Raw genomic sequence first — 14,903 nt, 5'->3', positions numbered from 1 at the left:
CGACCGGGAGCAGCTGCTCCACACCCGGCCCGGGCTCGTCGGCGGGCTGGACGGTGTGCCGGTCGCCGACCGGGATCGGGCGAACCGGGTCCTGCTCGACGCCGAGCTGTCCCGGCTGCGGGCCCGGGCGGCGCTGCTGGACCGGGCCGGGGACACCGCGGGCGCGGACCGCGCCCGGCGGGCCTCGGCCGGACTGGAGACCACCCGTCGACGCCTGGACGCCGGCGACGCGTACCTGCTCCGCCTGGAGCGCGGGAACACCGGCGGGCGGCTCGTGCTCGCCGTCGGCGATCCGGACCGCGCCGCGCACGTGCTCACCCACGTCCCGGGGACGACCGCGGGCTGGGGCACGGTGCCCGGTGACCTGGCCCGGGTCGAGGCGACCCGCGCCGCCGCCCGGGCGGCCGCGCCGGACGGTGCCGTCGCCGCGGTCCTGTGGACCGGCTACGACGCTCCCCCGGACCTGCTCGCGGCGGCGGACCCCGCTGCCGCCCGCGCCGCCGCCGGGGACCTGCGGTCCTTCCAGGACGGCCTGCGGGCCGGGCACGCCGGACCGGTGCACCTGACCGTCGTCGGGCACTCCTACGGCTCGACGGTGCTCGGGAACGCCGCCCGAGGCGGCGGCCTCGCTGCCGACGACGTCGTGTTCGTCGGCAGCCCCGGGACCGGCACGGGGCACGCCTCCGAGCTCGGCAGCGCACCCGGGCACGTCTGGGCGACGACCGCGCGGCACGACCCGATCGGCCGGGTGCCCGGGGTCGAGGTCTTCGCGACCTCGCGCGGTCTCGCCCCGACCGGGCTCCTGCACGGCCCGGACCCGGCGGCACCGGGGTTCGGTGCACGGGTGTTCGACTCGGCCCCCGGGTCGGCGCTCCCGCGCCCGGACGACCCGGCCACCCCGAACGACGAGTCCGCGTTCGCCGCCGCGCACGGCGGCTACTGGGACCCCGGCTCGCCGAGCCTGCGCACCCTGGGCCGGATCGTCGCCGGAGCATCCGTTCCGCCGTGACACTCCGTTGTGATCGATCCGCTTTGCGAGACCACCGCGCGGCCGTCCGGCCGAACGAACGACCGCTCAACGAACCAGAGATGGGCCAGGTCACAGGTAGTCGTCAGACCAACCGCGACTAGCCTGTCCCGGACGTGGGCACGGGCAGTAGCATGCGGGCGTGACCGAGACCGAGAGCAGACCGGCACGGCGCACCGGCCGTCCGCCACTGACCGACCGCGCGACACTGCTGGCCGCTGCGCGCGAGCTCGGCTTCTCCGACCTGACGGTCGGCGCGGTGACCGCCCGGGTCGGCGTGAAGTACTCCACGTTCTACCGCCACTTCCCCAGCCTGGAGGCGCTCGTCGCCGCGCTGGTGGACGACGTGGTGACCGACGACGTCTTCCCCGCGACCGACGAGGGCCGGTGGCAGGAGCAGATGCTGGCGTTCGCGGCGGCGACGTTCGACGTGATGGCCGAGCACCCGGGCCTCGCCCCCGCGATGGTGCGGCTGCCGGAGTCACCCGACGCGATGATGTCGGCGTTCCGGCGACTGACCGACCGGCTGCTGGAGGCGGGCTTCACCGCCGAGGACGCGGCGCTGGGCGCCTCGACCGCCATCCACATGGGAATGCAGCCGTGGCTGACGGCCAGCTCCTCCGGCACCGGGGACGCGCGCCGGCGCGACCAGGTGCTGGAGTCGGCCGAGCCGTTCGACGCCCAGATCCGGGCGGTGTTCCGCGACCGGATCGACGACCCGCCGCGCAGCTGGACGCTGAGCCGCGTCGAGCTGGTCGTCGCCGGGCTGGAGACCCGTCTGGCGTCCTGACCCCCGACACGACGACGCCCGGGGTGCTTCGCGTGAGCACCCCGGGCGTCGGCGTCGGATCAGGCGGTCAGGTGGGAACGACCTGGTCCGCCTGCGGACCCTTCTGACCCTGGGTGACCTCGAAGGTCACGGTCTGCCCCTCGTCGAGGCTGCGGTATCCGGAGGACTGGATCGCGCTGAAGTGGACGAACAGGTCCTGCCCGCCTCCGTCCGGCGTGATGAACCCGTACCCCTTCTCCGCGTTGAACCACTTGACGGTTCCCTGTGGCATCCGGATGTCTCCTCGCGTCTTGCCGGTTCCTACGGGGTGGACATTAGCCGTACCGGAGCCCGCCGTGCTACAGGCGACGTGCGATCGGGTACCGGCGCGTCGCGTCGGGCGTCCCGTTCGCCCGTTTTTCCGGGCCCCCGGCGCGCTCAGCCGAGGATCGCGGCCAGCACCAGCCCGCCGCTGGTCGCGACGAAGGACAGTCCGCTGACGACCCGGAAGACCGGGTGCCGGACGACGTCCGGTCTCCAGGCCATCGGCACGAACAGCGCCGGGTTGACCCAGGTCCCGAACACCAGTACCGCCACGAGCCAGCCCGGCAGGTCCGGCGCGGCCAGCCCGACGGCGACCAGGATCAGCCCCATCAACACGACGTCGAGGTGCGCCTGCAGCAGCCGGCGCGGCTCCACGATCCCGATCCGCCGCCACGCGTCGGGGCGGGTCACCGACACGACCACCGCCCAGCCCAGCATCGCACCGAGAGCGAGCTCGACGAGCCCGATCCGCACCATCGCGTCCATCCGGTGATCATGACGGTCAACCGGCGACGGACCGGCACCGGCTCACCGGCGCGGGATCAGCCCGCCCGCGTAGAGCGCCCACGCCACCAGCAGCGGCTGCCCGGCCAGCCGCGCGGCGCGCTTCGTGTCGGTGTCGAGACCGAACCCGTCGACGCGGTTGCGGTACTGGGAGACGTTGCCGGGGACGATCGCGGTGAAGAACGCGGCGGCCAGGCCGCCGACCCGGCGGCGCTCCTTCGGGAGGCCGGCCAGCGCGGCGCCGAGCGCGATCTCGGCGGCCCCGGAGAGCAGCACGACGTCGTCGGTGTCCATCGGGACCCACGGCGGGACCTGGGCACGGAACTCGCGGCGGGCGAAGGTGAGGTGCGAGGTCCCGGCGAACACCAGCATCGCGCCGAGCGCGAGGCGGGCGACGTCCTGCCGGGTGCGGGTGGCCGTCGTGCGCGTCATGTTCCGACCGTGCCACGACCCGGGCGGGCGGGCGCGCCGGACCGTACCGCCGGGTGCCCCGTCAGGGACGCTCGCGCAGCTCGATCCCGGCCGGGGTGGTGGCCCCCGCCAGCCCGCAGACCAGGTCGAGCTCGGCGACGACGTTCTGCAGCACCTGCGCGACGCCGCGGGCCCCGTCCAGGGCGAGCCCGTGCACGAACGGGCGCCCCAGCAGTACGGCGCGGGCGCCGAGCCGGACCGCGGTCGCGACGTCGGCCCCGGTGCGTACCCCGGAGTCGAGCAGCACCGGCAGCGCGTCGCCGACGGCGTCGACGACACCGGGCAGCGCGTCCAGCGAGGCGACCGCGTGGTCGATCTGGCGGCCCCCGTGGTTGGACACGACGACACCGTCCACACCGGCGTCGGCGGCCCGGCGGGCGTCGTCGGGATGCAGGACACCCTTGAGCAGGATCGGCAGCCGGGTCCGCGAGCGCAGGGTCGCCAGGTCCTCCCAGGACAACCGCGGTCGCGAGTAGACCCGCAGGAAGGTCTCCACGGCCGCCCGCGGGACGGGCGAGCGCAGGTTGTCCCGGAACCGTCCCGGGGCGTTGCGGGTGATCTCGAGCAGGGTGCGCACGGCCTGCGGGGTGACCCTCGGCGGCGCCCCGGCCGACGGCGCGGCGAGGGTCTGCTCCACCAGGCCGCGGAACACCGGGTCGGAGGTGTACTGGGCGATCCCGATTCCGCGGGCGAAGGGCAGGTGGCCCAGGTCGAGGTCGCGGGGACGCCAGCCGAGCATCGTCGTGTCGAGGGTGACGACCACGGCGTCGCAGCCGGAGGCCTCGGCGCGGCGCAGGAAGCTGTCGACGAGCTCGTCGGAGGTGGACCAGTACAGCTGGAACCAGGTGGGGCCACCGACCGCGGCGATGTCCTCCATCGGCGTCCCCGCCTGGTTGGAGATCACCATCGGGACCCCGGCGGCCGCGGCTCCGCGGGCGACGGCGAGGTCGGCGCCGCGCCGGACCAGGTCCAGCGCGCCGATCGGGGCGAGGAGCAGCGGGGCGGGCAGCGTGCGGCCGAACAGCTCGACGGCGAGGTCGCGCTCGCCCACGTCGCGCAGCACCCGCGGAACGATCTCCCGGCGGGCGAACGCCGCCCGGTTGGCGCGCATCGTGGTCTCGGCGCCCGCGCCGCCGGTGACGTAGGCGTCGGCGCGCCGGCTCATGGCCCGCCGCGCGCGACGCTCCAGCTCGTCGGGACCGGTCGGGACCCGGGGACGGGCGCCGGAGACGCCCTCGCGGTAGATCCGTTCCTGCCGAGCCCGGCCCGGTGCCGTCATGGCGCCCTCCCCCGTCGTCGCGCGGTCAGCCTACGGGCCGTGCCGCCCGCCCCGGACGGACGCGGGACCGGACCGCGTCCAGGAGGCGGTGGGCCGGACGGTCACCGTCCCCGCAGGTCGGCCAGGGCCAGGACCTGCCCACGGATCCCCCAGCCGCCGTCGGCGACCTCGTCGACGAGGACCATGGTGTTGGCGCGGACGTCGTCGCCGAAGGTGGCGGCGTAGAGGTCGGTGACCTTCTCGACGAGCTCGCGCTTGGCGTCGGCGTCGAGCAGGCCCGCAGGGACCTCGAGGTCGGCGAACGGCACGGGTGTCTCCTGTTCCGGATGGACGGTCGGGTACGGCGTGGTGGTCAGTGCGGGTCGGCCGCGTTGAGGCGGGCGACGACCTCGTCGTACTCGCCGCGGGCCTCCGCGTGGCGCAGCGGCAGCACCCGGTCGACGAGCACCTCCCCGCCCGGTGTCGGGGACTGGAGCAGGGTCAGCACCTCGGCGACGAAGTCGTCGAGCGGCATCGCGATCGGGCTGTCCTGCTGGCCGGGCATCAGCTCCGTCGCCACCGACGGCGGCACGATCTCGACGAGCTCGACGGTGGTGTCGGCGAGCTGCAGGCGCAGCGACTCGGTGAGCATGTGCACCGCGGCCTTGGTGGCGTTGTAGCTGGGCGTCGCGGCGAGCGGGACGAAGGCCAGACCGGACGACACGGTGACCACCGACGCGACCGGCCGTCCCCGCAGGTGCTCCACGAGCGCGCCGATCAGCCGGATCGGGCCGAGCAGGTTGGTGGTGACGACCTGCTCGGCCGAGGCGAGGAAGCCCTCGGGGCCGTGCCAGTCCTCGACCCGCATGATCCCGGCCATCGCGACGAGCACGTCGAGGTCGGGGTGCCGGTCGAGAACCTCGGTCACGGCCTTCGTGATGCTCGCCGGGTCGGCCGTGTCGATCTCGACGGCGTCGAGGCCGGGGTGGGCGGCGACGAGCTCGTCGAGCAGGTCGCGCCGCCGGCCGCCGAGGACCACGGTGTTGCCGCGCTCGTGCAGCGCCAGGGCCAGGGCGAGTCCGATGCCGCTCGTCGAGCCGGGGATGAAGACGGTGCGTCCGGTGATCTGCATGTCCCCACCGTCGCCGCGCGGCGGACGGGACGGCAGAGACCGGTCATCGGAGGATCGCCGGTCCCTGGTTGCCCGGCGGGTCCCCGCGGATACTCGGCGGCGTGGACCGTGCAGCCCTGGCCGACTTCCTGCGCCGGCACCGCGCCGGCCTCCGCCCCGGCGACGTCGGGGTCCCCGACGGGCCGCGCCGGCGCACGGCGGGGCTGCGCCGCGAGGAGGTCGCGGCGCTCGCGGTCATGTCGACCGACTACTACACGCGGCTGGAGCAGCAGCGCGGCCCGCAGCCGAGTGAGCAGATGCTGGCGTCGCTGGCCCGGGCGCTGCGGCTGGGCAGCGAGGAGCGCGACTACCTGTTCCGGTGCGCGGGCCGCAACGCGCCGGCGTCGGGCCCGGTGTCCGAGCACGTGGCCCCGGCACTGCTGCGGGTGCTGGACCGGCTGCACGACAGCCCGGCCCTGATCCTGACCGTGCTCGGCGAGACGCTCGTGCAGAACGACATGGCCCGGGCGCTGTTCGGCGACCACACCCACCACACCGGGCTCGCCCGCAGCGAGGTCTTCCGCTGGTTCACCGATCCGGACGCCCGGCGCATGTACCCGCCCGACGACCGGCCGCGCCAGAGCCGCGCGCAGGTCGCGACGCTGCGGGCGGCTCTGGCGATGCTCGGGCCCCGGTCGCGGGCCGGGGAGCTGGTGGGGGTGCTGTCGGAGCGCAGCCCCGAGTTCGCCGCCCTGTGGGAGCTGCACGAGGTCGGGCGCCGGTTCGCCGACCACAAGACGCTGCTGCACCCGGAGCTCGGCGAGCTGGAAGTGGACTGCCAGGCACTGTTCACCGAGGACCGGTCCCAGGCGCTGCTCGTGCTCACCGCGGCGCCGCGCAGCGAGACCGAACGACGCCTGGAGCTGCTCCGGGTGATCGGCAGCGAGCAGTTCAGCGCGGGCTGAACCGGGTACCGGTCATGCGTTCAGGCGCACCGGGAGCGCCGTGAGCGCGTGGATCAGCGTGCTCTCCCGGTGCTGCCCGGGGGCGCCGGCGAGCGCCATGTCCGGGAACCGTGCGAGCAGCGTCCGGAACGCGACGTCGGCCTCGAGGCGGGCCAGCGGGGCGCCGAGGCAGTGGTGGATGCCGTAGCCGAACGCGAGGTGCCCGGAGGTGTCGCGATCGGGGTCGAACCGCTGCGGGTCCGGGTAGCGCCCGGGGTCGCGGTTGGCCCCGATCAGCGAGACCAGCACGACCTCGCCGGCCGGGATCGTCACGCCGGAGTACTCGACGGGCTCGTCGGTGAAGCGGATCGTGGCGAGGTTGACCGGCCCGTCGTAGCGCAGGAACTCCTCGACCGCCTGCGGCACCCGGTCGGGGTCGGCGCGCAGCCGGGCGTGCTGGCCGGGGTCGCGCAGCAGCGCCAGCATGCCGTTGCCGATGAGGTTGACCGTGGTCTCGTGCCCGGCGACCAGCAGCAGGAACGCCATCGCGGTGACCTCGGCGGAGCTGAGCGAGTCGCCGTCCTCCGAAGCGCGGACGATCTCGGACAGCATGTCGTCGCCGGGGTGGGCGGACTTGTCGGCGACGAGCTCGGACAGGAACTGCGCCATCGACGCGGCGGCCGCGGCGCGCTCCTCGTCGGGGCCGCTGGAGAGCAGCAGGTTCGACCAGTGCCGGAAGTCCTCGCGACGCTCCCCCGGGACGCCGAGGATCTCGGAGATGACCGTCATCGGCAGCGGGAACGCGAAGTGGTCCAGCAGGTCCAGCTCGGGACCCGCCTGCTCGGCGGCGTCGGCGAGCTCGGTGGCGATCTGCTCGATCCGCGGCCGCAGCCGGGCGATCGCGCGGACGGTGAACGCCCGCCCGACCAGCTTGCGCAGCCGGGTGTGGTCCGGCGGGTCGGCGTTGAGCATGTGCCCGACGAGCGAGTCGGCGAACTGGCGGAACGAGGTCGCACCGTGCCGCTGCAGCACCTCGGGCAGCCGCCGGGAGTCCTTCCGCAGCCGCGGGTCGTTCAGCGCGGCGCGGGCGTCGTCGTAGCGGGTGATCATCCAGAACGTCAGCCCGTTCGGGCCGGTCGCACGGGTGACCGGACGCGCGTCGCGCAGCTCGCGGTAGAGCGCATCGGGATCGTCGAAGAAGTCCTGGTCCAGCACCACCGGCCGGGTGTCGTGGTCGATCGTCATCGTCGGCTCCTCGTCCTGGGTGACCTCGGCTCTCGCCAGGATTGCACTCCTCGTGCAAAAATGCACTCGTGAGGAAAGGGACGGAACGGCGGCCGTCGGCCCGGGAGCGGAACCGGCGGTCCATCCTGGACGCCGCGCAGGCCGTGCTGCGCGAGGACCCGGACGCCTCGCTCGACGAGGTCGCGGCCCGCGCCGGCGTCGTCAGGCGCACCGTCTACGGTCACTTCACCAGCCGGCACGACCTGGTGGTCGCACTCGTCCGGGCGGCGTCGGCGGACTTCGTCGAACAGGTCGGGGAGGTCGACCCCGACGCACCCGACCCGGCCGGCGAGCTCGCGGCCACCCTCCTGCGCACCTGGAGCACGTCGCGGCGCTACGGCCCGGTCATCGCACTGGCCCGCCGGACCGCCGACGACGAGATCCGCGCCGCGATGGCGCCGTTCCACACGATCATGATCCGGCTGCTGGAGAACGGGCAGCGGGCCGGTGTGTTCTCCCGGCACGTCGCGGCCCCGGTGCTGGCCGAGGTGCTGCAGGCGGGGTCGATGGCCTACCAGCACGCCGCACAGGACGGGCGGTGGGACGGCGACGAGGCCGACGTCGCCCTCGGGCACCTGCTGACCCTCGGGGTCCCCGTGGCCGACGCGCGTGCCGCGGTCGCCCGGGCGACCGCGGCTTGACCTCGACCCGACTCCAGCTCCTACGGTCGCCGGCATGTTCACCGACGAGGAGATCAGCTACCTGCGCGGCCAGCGGATCGGCCGGCTCGCGACCGCCCGACCGGACGGGACGTTGCAGGTGAACCCGGTCGGATTCGGCGTCAACACGACGCTGGGGACCATCGACGTGGGCGGGTTCCGGATGGAGCGCAGCCGCAAGTTCGGCAACGTCGCCGCCAACGGTCAGGTCGCGTTCGTCGTCGACGACGTGCTGTCGACCGACCCGTGGCGGGTGCGGTTCGTCGAGATCCGGGGACGGGGCGAGGCGCTGACCGAGCCGACGGACTCCGCGGGGCAGACGACGAGGTCGGGACCGATCATCCGGATCCACCCGACGCGGGTCCTCACCCTCGCGCTGTCACCCGAGGATCAGCAGGTGGATCCGCACGAGGCGGGGATCCGGGCGCGCGACGTGGGGTGAGACCGCTACAGCATCGCGTCGATCTCGCTGCGGTGGAACGCGAGCGGCGTGGCGGGGAACCCGTAACGGTCCTGGTGTCGTGTCCCCGACCCGCACCACCCGCAGCGGCCCACCGCGTCGTAGACCGCCCGGCCCTCCAACTCGGCCCGGCGGGCCGTGACTGCACGGTCGGCGCGGGTCGGCCGCGGGGCCGACCGCCGCGCGGGGCGCGCCGTCGAGCGGCCGGACAGGCGGAAGTACAACCAGATGCCCGCCACCGGCAGCGCGACCAGACCGGCGGCGACCACGAGCCACTGCAGGACGCCGATCACCGTGCCGACGACGAGGACGGCGAGCACGACGATCCCGATCGCCTGGGCGAGCTTGAGCACGAGGTTCGACATCGCGGGTCCTCCACGTCCGGCGTGGGTGATTGCGGCCCCGATGTCGAATCGCCGCGGTATCGCGTTACACCGCCCCGGCGGGCCCGTGCACCGTCGCGCGCGGCGGTCAGCCCTCCGCTTCGCGGACGTCGGCTCCCCGCTCGGCGAGCGGCGGTACGTCTCCTCCTGCTTGCACTGCTGGTCCGCCACCCGCTGACGCTCCCGCTCCGCAGCCTGCTGTGACTGTTGCTGCGCTCGCTCCGCCGAGCGGCGGACCTTCTCAGCCTCTCGTTGAGCTGCGACGGCTTCGTCTAGCTTGAAGAGCGCCACGACCGACTCCGTCATGCGTAGGGGCATCTACCCCCGACATCGGCCGAACGGACCACCCCGTTGCATTAGGCACTTGCGAGGTGTAAACGAGATCGACTCCCGGAGCCGTTCGTGTTGGTGGCGCGGCCGCCGATGTCCGAGTTGGTCTGCGCCGTCGCGAGACGGTTGCCTTGGGGCGGTCACTCGATCGCCGTGCTCCCGGTTGTGTAGACAATTGCCCCGGGTTCCATGTTGCGCAAGGCGGCGATGACGAACGAGCTTGCCATCGCGCCGGCTCGTTCCGGGCTCGTTCGTTCGACGACGACAGCTTGGTATGTGCCATGGACGGCTACACCGATGATCATCGCGGCGATCATGTCGGCGGAGGCTGAGGCGTGCGGGTGGCGAGCGTCGAGGGTCCGGCGGACCCGCCGCGCGACCTCATCGCGGATCGTGTCGAGCAGCGTCTGACGGATGCGTGCGGCGGGTCCGGCGGCCTCGGGGCCGAACAGCAACATGAAGCCGGCGGGGTTCGTGGCGGCGTGGTGGAAGAAGGCGAGCATGTCGCCTTCGAGCTGCTCGGACACGCTCAGTACGTCGGCGGACTCGTATGCGGTCACCAGGTGGACGCGCATTCGCTCGGCCTCGCGGTGCAGGCACGCGGTGTAGAGGTCGTCCTTGCTGCCGAACCGGCTGTAGTACGTGGCTTTGGTGGCCGTGGACCGTTGGGTGATCGCGTTCATCGTCGCGCCGTGATAGCCACTCTCGCCGAAGACCAGGACGGCGGCGTCGAGGAGATCGTCGGTGCGCCACCGCATCCCGTTGCGGGTGCGGGCGCCCTCCTCGGCCGGACTCATGGAGCCAATCTACGGCCCACCCGTATCCCCTGAGTTATACCGCTCGTTCTGACTCAGTGAAGGCCATCACCGGTCGAGGAGGACGGGCATGATGAAGAAGGCAGCGGTACGGCCGCTGGCCGCAGCAGCTACCTGCGCCGCACTGGCCGGCCTCGTGATGGTCGGGCAGGCCCAGGCCGACCCGGCCCCGGCCGCAGATGCCTCGACCGCCTGCCCGTTGCCGTCCGGTTCGGCCGCACCAGGCCGCTCCGACCCGGGCGCCCAGCAACTCGACCCGGCCGCCGTGCGCGATGCCGTGGCCTACGCCCAGGCGAACATGCGGCTCTCGGTGCGGATCTACCGCAACAACTGTCTGGTCGGGACCGGACCGCTGGACCCGGCCACTCAGAACGTGCCGTTCAACGTGTTCAGCTCGACCAAGAGCGTCGTGTCGATGGCCACTGGCGTCGCCTACGGTCAGCGCAAGCTTGCCCTCGACGACCCGATCGGCAAGTACCTACCCGAGGGGCCCGGCTGGGGCGACGCCGAGCACCGAGCGATCACCATCCGCAACCTGCTCAACGAGGCCGGCGGGCTGGACGAGGCGATCCTCAGTGAGTTCGCCACGGTCGGCAACGACCCGAATGTGGCACGTCAGGCACTCGCCCTGCCGATCACTCACGAGCCCGGCACGAACTTCGACTACAGCCAGCGCACCCCGGACCTGGTCGCCTTCGTCGTCGCCCGCGCCGTCGGACAGGACTTCCAGGACTTCGTCCAGGACAACCTGTTCGACCCGGTCGGCATCGACCGCAGCAGCTACTTCTGGCTGCGCGACCGCTCGGGCAACACCTACGGCTACGCGAACCTGTTCATCCCCAGCGAGCAGTTCGCCCGCCTCGGCCTGCTCATGCAGAACGGCGGGCGCTGGAACGGTGAGCAGGTCGTCCCGGCCGACTACGTCGAACAGGTGAGCGTCCCCTCCGCGCCCAACCCCTGTTACGGACTGCTTTTCTGGACCAACCGCGGCGACACCTGTAAGACCACCGACATCCCCGCCAGCAGAGTTCTGGACCACCAGCTCACCCCGAGCGCGCCCCGGGACATGTACGCCATGGTCGGAGCCCTGCAGCAGAACAACTTCATCATCCCCAGCCTCGACATGACCGTCACCTGGACCGGAGTCCTCGGCGACAAGGCACCCGACCCGCAGGCCATCGCCAGCGCCAGCCCCAGCGCGGACCTGTACTACAACTTCTTCCGCATCCTCATGCGCGGAGTCCGCGACCAAGACGTCCCCGACCCCGGGCCGTACGTCGCCGATGCGGCGAGCCCGAACCTCGATCCCGCCAACTACCTCGATCCGAAGATCCTCGGCAACGGCATCGGGATCGGTCCGTACGCCCCACCCGGCTGCAACCTCGTGTTCTGCCCACCTGGTGACCTCACCACCGGCCCACGCCAGGAGATCCCGGACATCATCGAGTCCGTCGGCGGCGCGACCGACCCCAGCAACAACTCGTAACCGCGGGCGGGTTTCGCCCCCATCCAGACGTTGAAGCGGAACGAATCAGCACGATCCGCGGACCTGCGGTGTTCGCGATCGCACAGGGTCTGAGCTGGGTGACCGTGGCCGGGCACCTGTCGTTGCCTGTCGCAGGTGGTGGGCGCGCTGACGAAGGGCTGACGAACATGTGTGGCCTTCTGGCCGCCCCCGGCAGACTGCGAGGATGTCAACCGCTCTCCCGCCGATCCGCTCCGTCGTCGACGAGCTGCTCGCGACCCCCGTTCGCACGGAGGAGGTCCGAACGCAGGCGCCGTCGGCTCCAGGCCTCTACGCCTGGTGGGCTCCACCGGCAATCCTGCCCGAGCTCGTCGGCCCCGCCCACTCCACGGTGCCGGATCTCCGGCTGCTCTACGTCGGCCTCGCAACGAAGCTCCGCTCCCGGCTCGCCTCGAACCACCTCCGCCGAAGCGGCAGCTCGACCCTCCGGCGCACCCTCGCCGGCCTTCTGCTCGATGAGCAGGGATACCGGACCTGCTGGACCGACCGAGTCGTCCTGGTCGACGACGACGAAGCCCGGCTCACCGAATGGATGGGCGACAACCTCCGCGTCTCCTGGTGTCAGTACCCGACACCGCACGAAGTGGAGGCCCACATCATTGGGATCCTGCACCCGCCCCTCAACGTTGACCACGCCGCCGGGCCCGCTCTTCAGGTCGTCAAGGCCGCGCGGCGCCACTACTACGACAGCGCCGGGCCCCGTCCTTGAACTAGACCTCACTGAACCCCGAACCCGGAATCCGCGGAGACACGATCCACTTCTTCCGGCCGCGAACGACGACGGCGAGATCACCGACTCCGCCCTGGCCGCCTACGTCGCCAAGTACGCCACCAAGGGCACCGGCAAGAGCGAAACCACCGTCCGACCTATCCGCGACATCGCCCACCTCGACCGCCTCGACATCACCCCCGCACCACCGGCGGCTGATCGAGACGGCCTGGGAGCGCGGCGGCGGCGGGCGCGAGGAGTACGAGGGGCTGATCCTGCGCCCGTGGGCGCACATGCTCGGGTTCCGCGGCCACTTCCTCACCACGTCCCGCCCCTACCCGACCACCTTCGGCGCGATCCGCGGCGACCGACGCACCTACCGACTCGGGGAGACCCTCGCCGCCCTTGACACCCCCACCGAGCCCGGGGCGGTGCTGGTGGTCAACGACTGGTCGGTGGTCCACATCGGGCACCGCAACGACGCGGAACGAGAGATCGCACTCGGCATCCCCGCCCCGGCGCTCTACCGCTGGCGCTGCCAGGGCTGGGGACCCCGCGGCCGACGGATGGCAAGATGCTCCGCCACATCCCCGACGACGTCCGCCAGTGGGTCGCGTCGCTGCGGGAAGAGGTGCCGTGATGGCCCGCCCTCCCCTACTGATCGGCACGCACGGCCGCATCCGGATCTACAAGCTGGGCCCGAAGCGGTACCGGGCCCGGACGCAGTTCCGCGACCATGACGGCGTCATCCGGCACGTGGGGCGGGTGGGGTCCAGTTCGGCCGGCGCGGAGCAGACGTCGCTCGCAGCGCTCCGTGACCGGGGCCGTGCGACGCGCAGCGGGGAGATCTCCGCGGACTCGACGATTCGTGAGCTGGGTGTGCTGTGGCTGTCGGAGATCGAGCGGGCGGTCTCGCTGTGCAGGCGGTCGCCGAACACGCTCGCGCTCTACCGGCTCCGGTTCGACATGTGCGCGACGGGCTCGGACGCCTCCGGGTGCGGGAGCTGAGTACCGGCCGTCTCGACCGGCTCGTGATCGAGGTGCACGACCGTCACGGGAGCGCGGCGGCCACGACCGTGCGCACCGTGCTGAGCGGCATGGTCGGGCTCGCGGTGCGCCACGACGCGCTGCGGGCCTCGCTGCACGAGGACGAGAAGTGCCGTGACCTCGACCTGGTCGAGCTGACCGACGTCAGGCTGGCGACGGGCCTGCGGATCGGCGAGGCGACCGCGGTCACCTGGGATGCGCTCGATCTGGAGTCCGGGACCGTGGAGGTGCGGGGCACGGTCATCCGCATCAAGGGGTCAGGTGACCACGCATGTGTACCGCGGGACGGTCGCGACGCTGATGGCCGACGCCGGACTCTCGGCCCGCCAGGCCGCGGACCAGCTCGGCCACTCGACGATCTCGATGGCGCAGGACTTCTACTGCGGGCGCACGGTGGCCGCGAGCGGGACGAAGGAGGTCCTGGAGGTCTTCGGAACGACGTCGACCCCCGGAACCCACTAGTGGGGGTTTCCTGGGGGTCGATCTTGAGTCGCTACCCGGGTCACTTCACTGACCTCGGGAAAGCTCCTCCGATTGGACTCGAACCAATAACCGCCCGATATTCTGTTGAATCGTGCGGAATGTGCGCCGACGTTGATCCACGTGCGCCTGACCTGCTGGAACCTGTGCAATAGCGTGCATTCGCGTTGTGTGACGTTGCCCCGCGTGCGCGCAATTCACCGCCCTTTGATCGACCTTCCAGGCGCCGTCGGATCGGCATTGGCAAAAGCCAACAGCCGCGCGTACCCTCCGGCCCATGAGCGCCGTTGGCAAAAACCAATACTCGCCGGGCACTACGCTCCCGGCCCGTGACGACAGAGCGACCCGACGAACCGAAGGTGCTGGACGCGTTGACCGAGCTGCTGTCGTTACGGGACGACCTCACGACGATGACGGACGACCGGCTCGTCGCCGCGGTGCTGCAAGCGCGCGAGGCACGGAAGGACGCGGAGCGGACCGCGGCCGTCGAGCTGAGCCGGCGAGGCTGGTCCTGGGCGCGCATCGGCAAGGCGATGGGTGTCGATCCGTCCACCGCGTACCGGTGGGTGCACCCCCGGGAGTCCTGACCCGCCGTCCCTGCCGCCGCGCTGGCGGTGCTCGATGAGCGCCGCGGTCGAGCCCGTCGACGCCCGCCGCGTCGGCGCCCCGGTCTGGGCACTGAGCCTTTGCCAACCTGATCATCCGTTGGCGATCATGAGGGTCTGAACTGCGGCGACGAGCTCGGCGGCCCGGGCCGGGCAGGATCTGATCTTGCGCAGAACCTTCCAGTTCTTCAGCTCGGC

At 72.3% G+C, this 14,903-nt stretch carries 20 protein-coding genes; 11 read left to right on the top strand and 9 right to left on the bottom strand.

Annotated features, from left to right (window positions below; all coding sequences use genetic code 11):
* Both NH602_RS18245 and NH602_RS18240 read left to right on the top strand, forming a co-directional pair.
* Positions 1-1,009 (top strand): alpha/beta hydrolase (locus NH602_RS18245; RefSeq protein ID WP_253068414.1); only part of this gene is annotated, 1,009 nt, incomplete at its 5' end.
* Positions 1,010-1,169: 160 nt separating this feature from the next.
* Positions 1,170-1,817, top strand: a complete 648-nt coding sequence (locus NH602_RS18240; protein WP_073574051.1) for a TetR/AcrR family transcriptional regulator — start codon at positions 1,170-1,172, stop codon at positions 1,815-1,817.
* 67 nt (positions 1,818-1,884) lie between these two features.
* Here NH602_RS18240 and NH602_RS18235 read toward each other — a convergent pair whose 3' ends face one another.
* The 6 genes from NH602_RS18235 to NH602_RS18210 form a co-directional block, all read right to left on the bottom strand.
* A complete protein-coding gene (locus NH602_RS18235) occupies positions 1,885-2,088 on the bottom strand; it encodes a cold-shock protein (protein WP_020624259.1) in 204 nt (67 codons plus the stop codon).
* A gap of 146 nt (positions 2,089-2,234) precedes the next feature.
* Positions 2,235-2,606: a hypothetical protein gene (locus tag NH602_RS18230; RefSeq protein ID WP_179760540.1), complete on the bottom strand. Its 372-nt coding sequence runs from the start codon at positions 2,604-2,606 to the stop codon at positions 2,235-2,237.
* 42 nt (positions 2,607-2,648) lie between these two features.
* Positions 2,649-3,056 carry a hypothetical protein gene (locus NH602_RS18225; RefSeq protein ID WP_073574052.1) on the bottom strand — a complete coding sequence of 136 codons (408 nt, stop codon included), beginning with the start codon at positions 3,054-3,056 and terminating at the stop codon, positions 2,649-2,651.
* A gap of 61 nt (positions 3,057-3,117) precedes the next feature.
* Positions 3,118-4,374 carry an alpha-hydroxy-acid oxidizing protein gene (locus tag NH602_RS18220; protein WP_179760541.1) on the bottom strand — a complete coding sequence of 419 codons (1,257 nt, stop codon included), beginning with the start codon at positions 4,372-4,374 and terminating at the stop codon, positions 3,118-3,120.
* A gap of 101 nt (positions 4,375-4,475) precedes the next feature.
* Positions 4,476-4,682, bottom strand: coding sequence for a 4-oxalocrotonate tautomerase family protein (locus NH602_RS18215; RefSeq protein ID WP_253068413.1), 207 nt, complete (start codon positions 4,680-4,682; stop codon positions 4,476-4,478).
* Between the two features lie 44 nt (positions 4,683-4,726).
* A complete protein-coding gene (locus NH602_RS18210; RefSeq protein ID WP_253068412.1) occupies positions 4,727-5,485 on the bottom strand; it encodes an SDR family oxidoreductase in 759 nt (252 codons plus the stop codon).
* A gap of 101 nt (positions 5,486-5,586) precedes the next feature.
* Here NH602_RS18210 and NH602_RS18205 point away from each other — a divergent pair, with 101 nt between their 5' ends.
* Complete coding sequence (locus NH602_RS18205) at positions 5,587-6,429, top strand: helix-turn-helix transcriptional regulator (RefSeq protein WP_253068411.1); 843 nt, start codon at positions 5,587-5,589, stop codon at positions 6,427-6,429.
* Positions 6,430-6,441: 12 nt separating this feature from the next.
* Here the strand turns inward: NH602_RS18205 and NH602_RS18200 are convergent, their stop codons facing one another.
* Positions 6,442-7,653, bottom strand: a complete 1,212-nt coding sequence (locus tag NH602_RS18200; protein WP_179760545.1) for a cytochrome P450 — start codon at positions 7,651-7,653, stop codon at positions 6,442-6,444.
* Between the two features lie 68 nt (positions 7,654-7,721).
* On the opposite strand from NH602_RS18200, the gene NH602_RS18195 reads away from it, so the two are divergent.
* Both NH602_RS18195 and NH602_RS18190 read left to right on the top strand, forming a co-directional pair.
* Positions 7,722-8,333: a TetR/AcrR family transcriptional regulator gene (locus NH602_RS18195; protein WP_179760546.1), complete on the top strand. Its 612-nt coding sequence runs from the start codon at positions 7,722-7,724 to the stop codon at positions 8,331-8,333.
* A gap of 34 nt (positions 8,334-8,367) precedes the next feature.
* Positions 8,368-8,793 carry a PPOX class F420-dependent oxidoreductase gene (locus NH602_RS18190; protein WP_073574058.1) on the top strand — a complete coding sequence of 142 codons (426 nt, stop codon included), beginning with the start codon at positions 8,368-8,370 and terminating at the stop codon, positions 8,791-8,793.
* A gap of 5 nt (positions 8,794-8,798) precedes the next feature.
* Here NH602_RS18190 and NH602_RS18185 read toward each other — a convergent pair whose 3' ends face one another.
* On the bottom strand, positions 8,799-9,176 hold the full coding sequence (locus NH602_RS18185; protein WP_073574059.1) for a hypothetical protein: 378 nt from the start codon (positions 9,174-9,176) through the stop codon (positions 8,799-8,801).
* Positions 9,177-9,664: 488 nt separating this feature from the next.
* Positions 9,665-10,321: a TetR/AcrR family transcriptional regulator gene (locus tag NH602_RS18180; protein ID WP_083658041.1), complete on the bottom strand. Its 657-nt coding sequence runs from the start codon at positions 10,319-10,321 to the stop codon at positions 9,665-9,667.
* 88 nt (positions 10,322-10,409) lie between these two features.
* Here NH602_RS18180 and NH602_RS18175 point away from each other — a divergent pair, with 88 nt between their 5' ends.
* The 6 genes from NH602_RS18175 to NH602_RS18155 all read left to right on the top strand — a co-directional run bounded on the left by NH602_RS18175 (position 10,410) and on the right by NH602_RS18155 (position 14,687).
* A complete protein-coding gene (locus NH602_RS18175; protein ID WP_237454279.1) occupies positions 10,410-11,825 on the top strand; it encodes a serine hydrolase in 1,416 nt (471 codons plus the stop codon).
* A 205-nt stretch (positions 11,826-12,030) separates the two neighbouring features.
* On the top strand, positions 12,031-12,573 hold the full coding sequence (locus tag NH602_RS18170; RefSeq protein WP_161152776.1) for a GIY-YIG nuclease family protein: 543 nt from the start codon (positions 12,031-12,033) through the stop codon (positions 12,571-12,573).
* An 11-nt stretch (positions 12,574-12,584) separates the two neighbouring features.
* Positions 12,585-13,313 carry a replication initiator gene (locus tag NH602_RS31945; protein WP_308292856.1) on the top strand — a complete coding sequence of 243 codons (729 nt, stop codon included), beginning with the start codon at positions 12,585-12,587 and terminating at the stop codon, positions 13,311-13,313.
* On the top strand, positions 13,213-13,581 hold the full coding sequence (locus NH602_RS18165; RefSeq protein ID WP_179760547.1) for a hypothetical protein: 369 nt from the start codon (positions 13,213-13,215) through the stop codon (positions 13,579-13,581). Before NH602_RS31945 ends, NH602_RS18165 begins: the two co-directional genes overlap by 101 nt.
* 300 nt (positions 13,582-13,881) lie before the next feature.
* Positions 13,882-14,082 (top strand): site-specific integrase, encoded by a 201-nt coding sequence (locus tag NH602_RS18160; RefSeq protein ID WP_179760548.1) that lies wholly within the window; start codon positions 13,882-13,884, stop codon positions 14,080-14,082.
* 347 nt (positions 14,083-14,429) lie between these two features.
* Complete coding sequence (locus NH602_RS18155) at positions 14,430-14,687, top strand: helix-turn-helix domain-containing protein (protein ID WP_253068410.1); 258 nt, start codon at positions 14,430-14,432, stop codon at positions 14,685-14,687.
* Positions 14,688-14,903: the final 216 nt, after the last annotated feature.

The sequence above is a fragment of the Pseudonocardia sp. McavD-2-B genome (assembly GCF_024124365.1).
Classification (GTDB): Bacteria; Actinomycetota; Actinomycetes; order Mycobacteriales; family Pseudonocardiaceae; genus Pseudonocardia; species Pseudonocardia alni.
The sequence above is the reverse complement of the archived record's forward strand: the minus strand, read 5'-3'. Positions and strand labels throughout refer to the sequence as shown.

What these genes read in the sequence shown, in the direction of transcription:
- NH602_RS18235 (WP_020624259.1), bottom strand. Translation starts at nt 2,088, where the DNA reads ATGCCACAGGGAACCGTCAAGTGGTTCAACGCGGAGAAGGGGTACGGG.
- NH602_RS18230 (WP_179760540.1), bottom strand. Translation starts at nt 2,606, where the DNA reads ATGGACGCGATGGTGCGGATCGGGCTCGTCGAGCTCGCTCTCGGTGCG.
- NH602_RS18225 (WP_073574052.1), bottom strand. Translation starts at nt 3,056, where the DNA reads ATGACGCGCACGACGGCCACCCGCACCCGGCAGGACGTCGCCCGCCTC.
- NH602_RS18220 (WP_179760541.1), bottom strand. Translation starts at nt 4,374, where the DNA reads ATGACGGCACCGGGCCGGGCTCGGCAGGAACGGATCTACCGCGAGGGC.
- NH602_RS18210 (WP_253068412.1), bottom strand. Translation starts at nt 5,485, where the DNA reads ATGCAGATCACCGGACGCACCGTCTTCATCCCCGGCTCGACGAGCGGC.
- NH602_RS18200 (WP_179760545.1), bottom strand. Translation starts at nt 7,653, where the DNA reads ATGACGATCGACCACGACACCCGGCCGGTGGTGCTGGACCAGGACTTC.
- NH602_RS18190 (WP_073574058.1), top strand. Translation starts at nt 8,368, where the DNA reads ATGTTCACCGACGAGGAGATCAGCTACCTGCGCGGCCAGCGGATCGGC.
- NH602_RS18185 (WP_073574059.1), bottom strand. Translation starts at nt 9,176, where the DNA reads ATGTCGAACCTCGTGCTCAAGCTCGCCCAGGCGATCGGGATCGTCGTG.
- NH602_RS18180 (WP_083658041.1), bottom strand. Translation starts at nt 10,321, where the DNA reads ATGAGTCCGGCCGAGGAGGGCGCCCGCACCCGCAACGGGATGCGGTGG.
- NH602_RS18175 (WP_237454279.1), top strand. Translation starts at nt 10,410, where the DNA reads ATGATGAAGAAGGCAGCGGTACGGCCGCTGGCCGCAGCAGCTACCTGC.
- NH602_RS18170 (WP_161152776.1), top strand. Translation starts at nt 12,031, where the DNA reads ATGTCAACCGCTCTCCCGCCGATCCGCTCCGTCGTCGACGAGCTGCTC.
- NH602_RS18165 (WP_179760547.1), top strand. Translation starts at nt 13,213, where the DNA reads ATGGCCCGCCCTCCCCTACTGATCGGCACGCACGGCCGCATCCGGATC.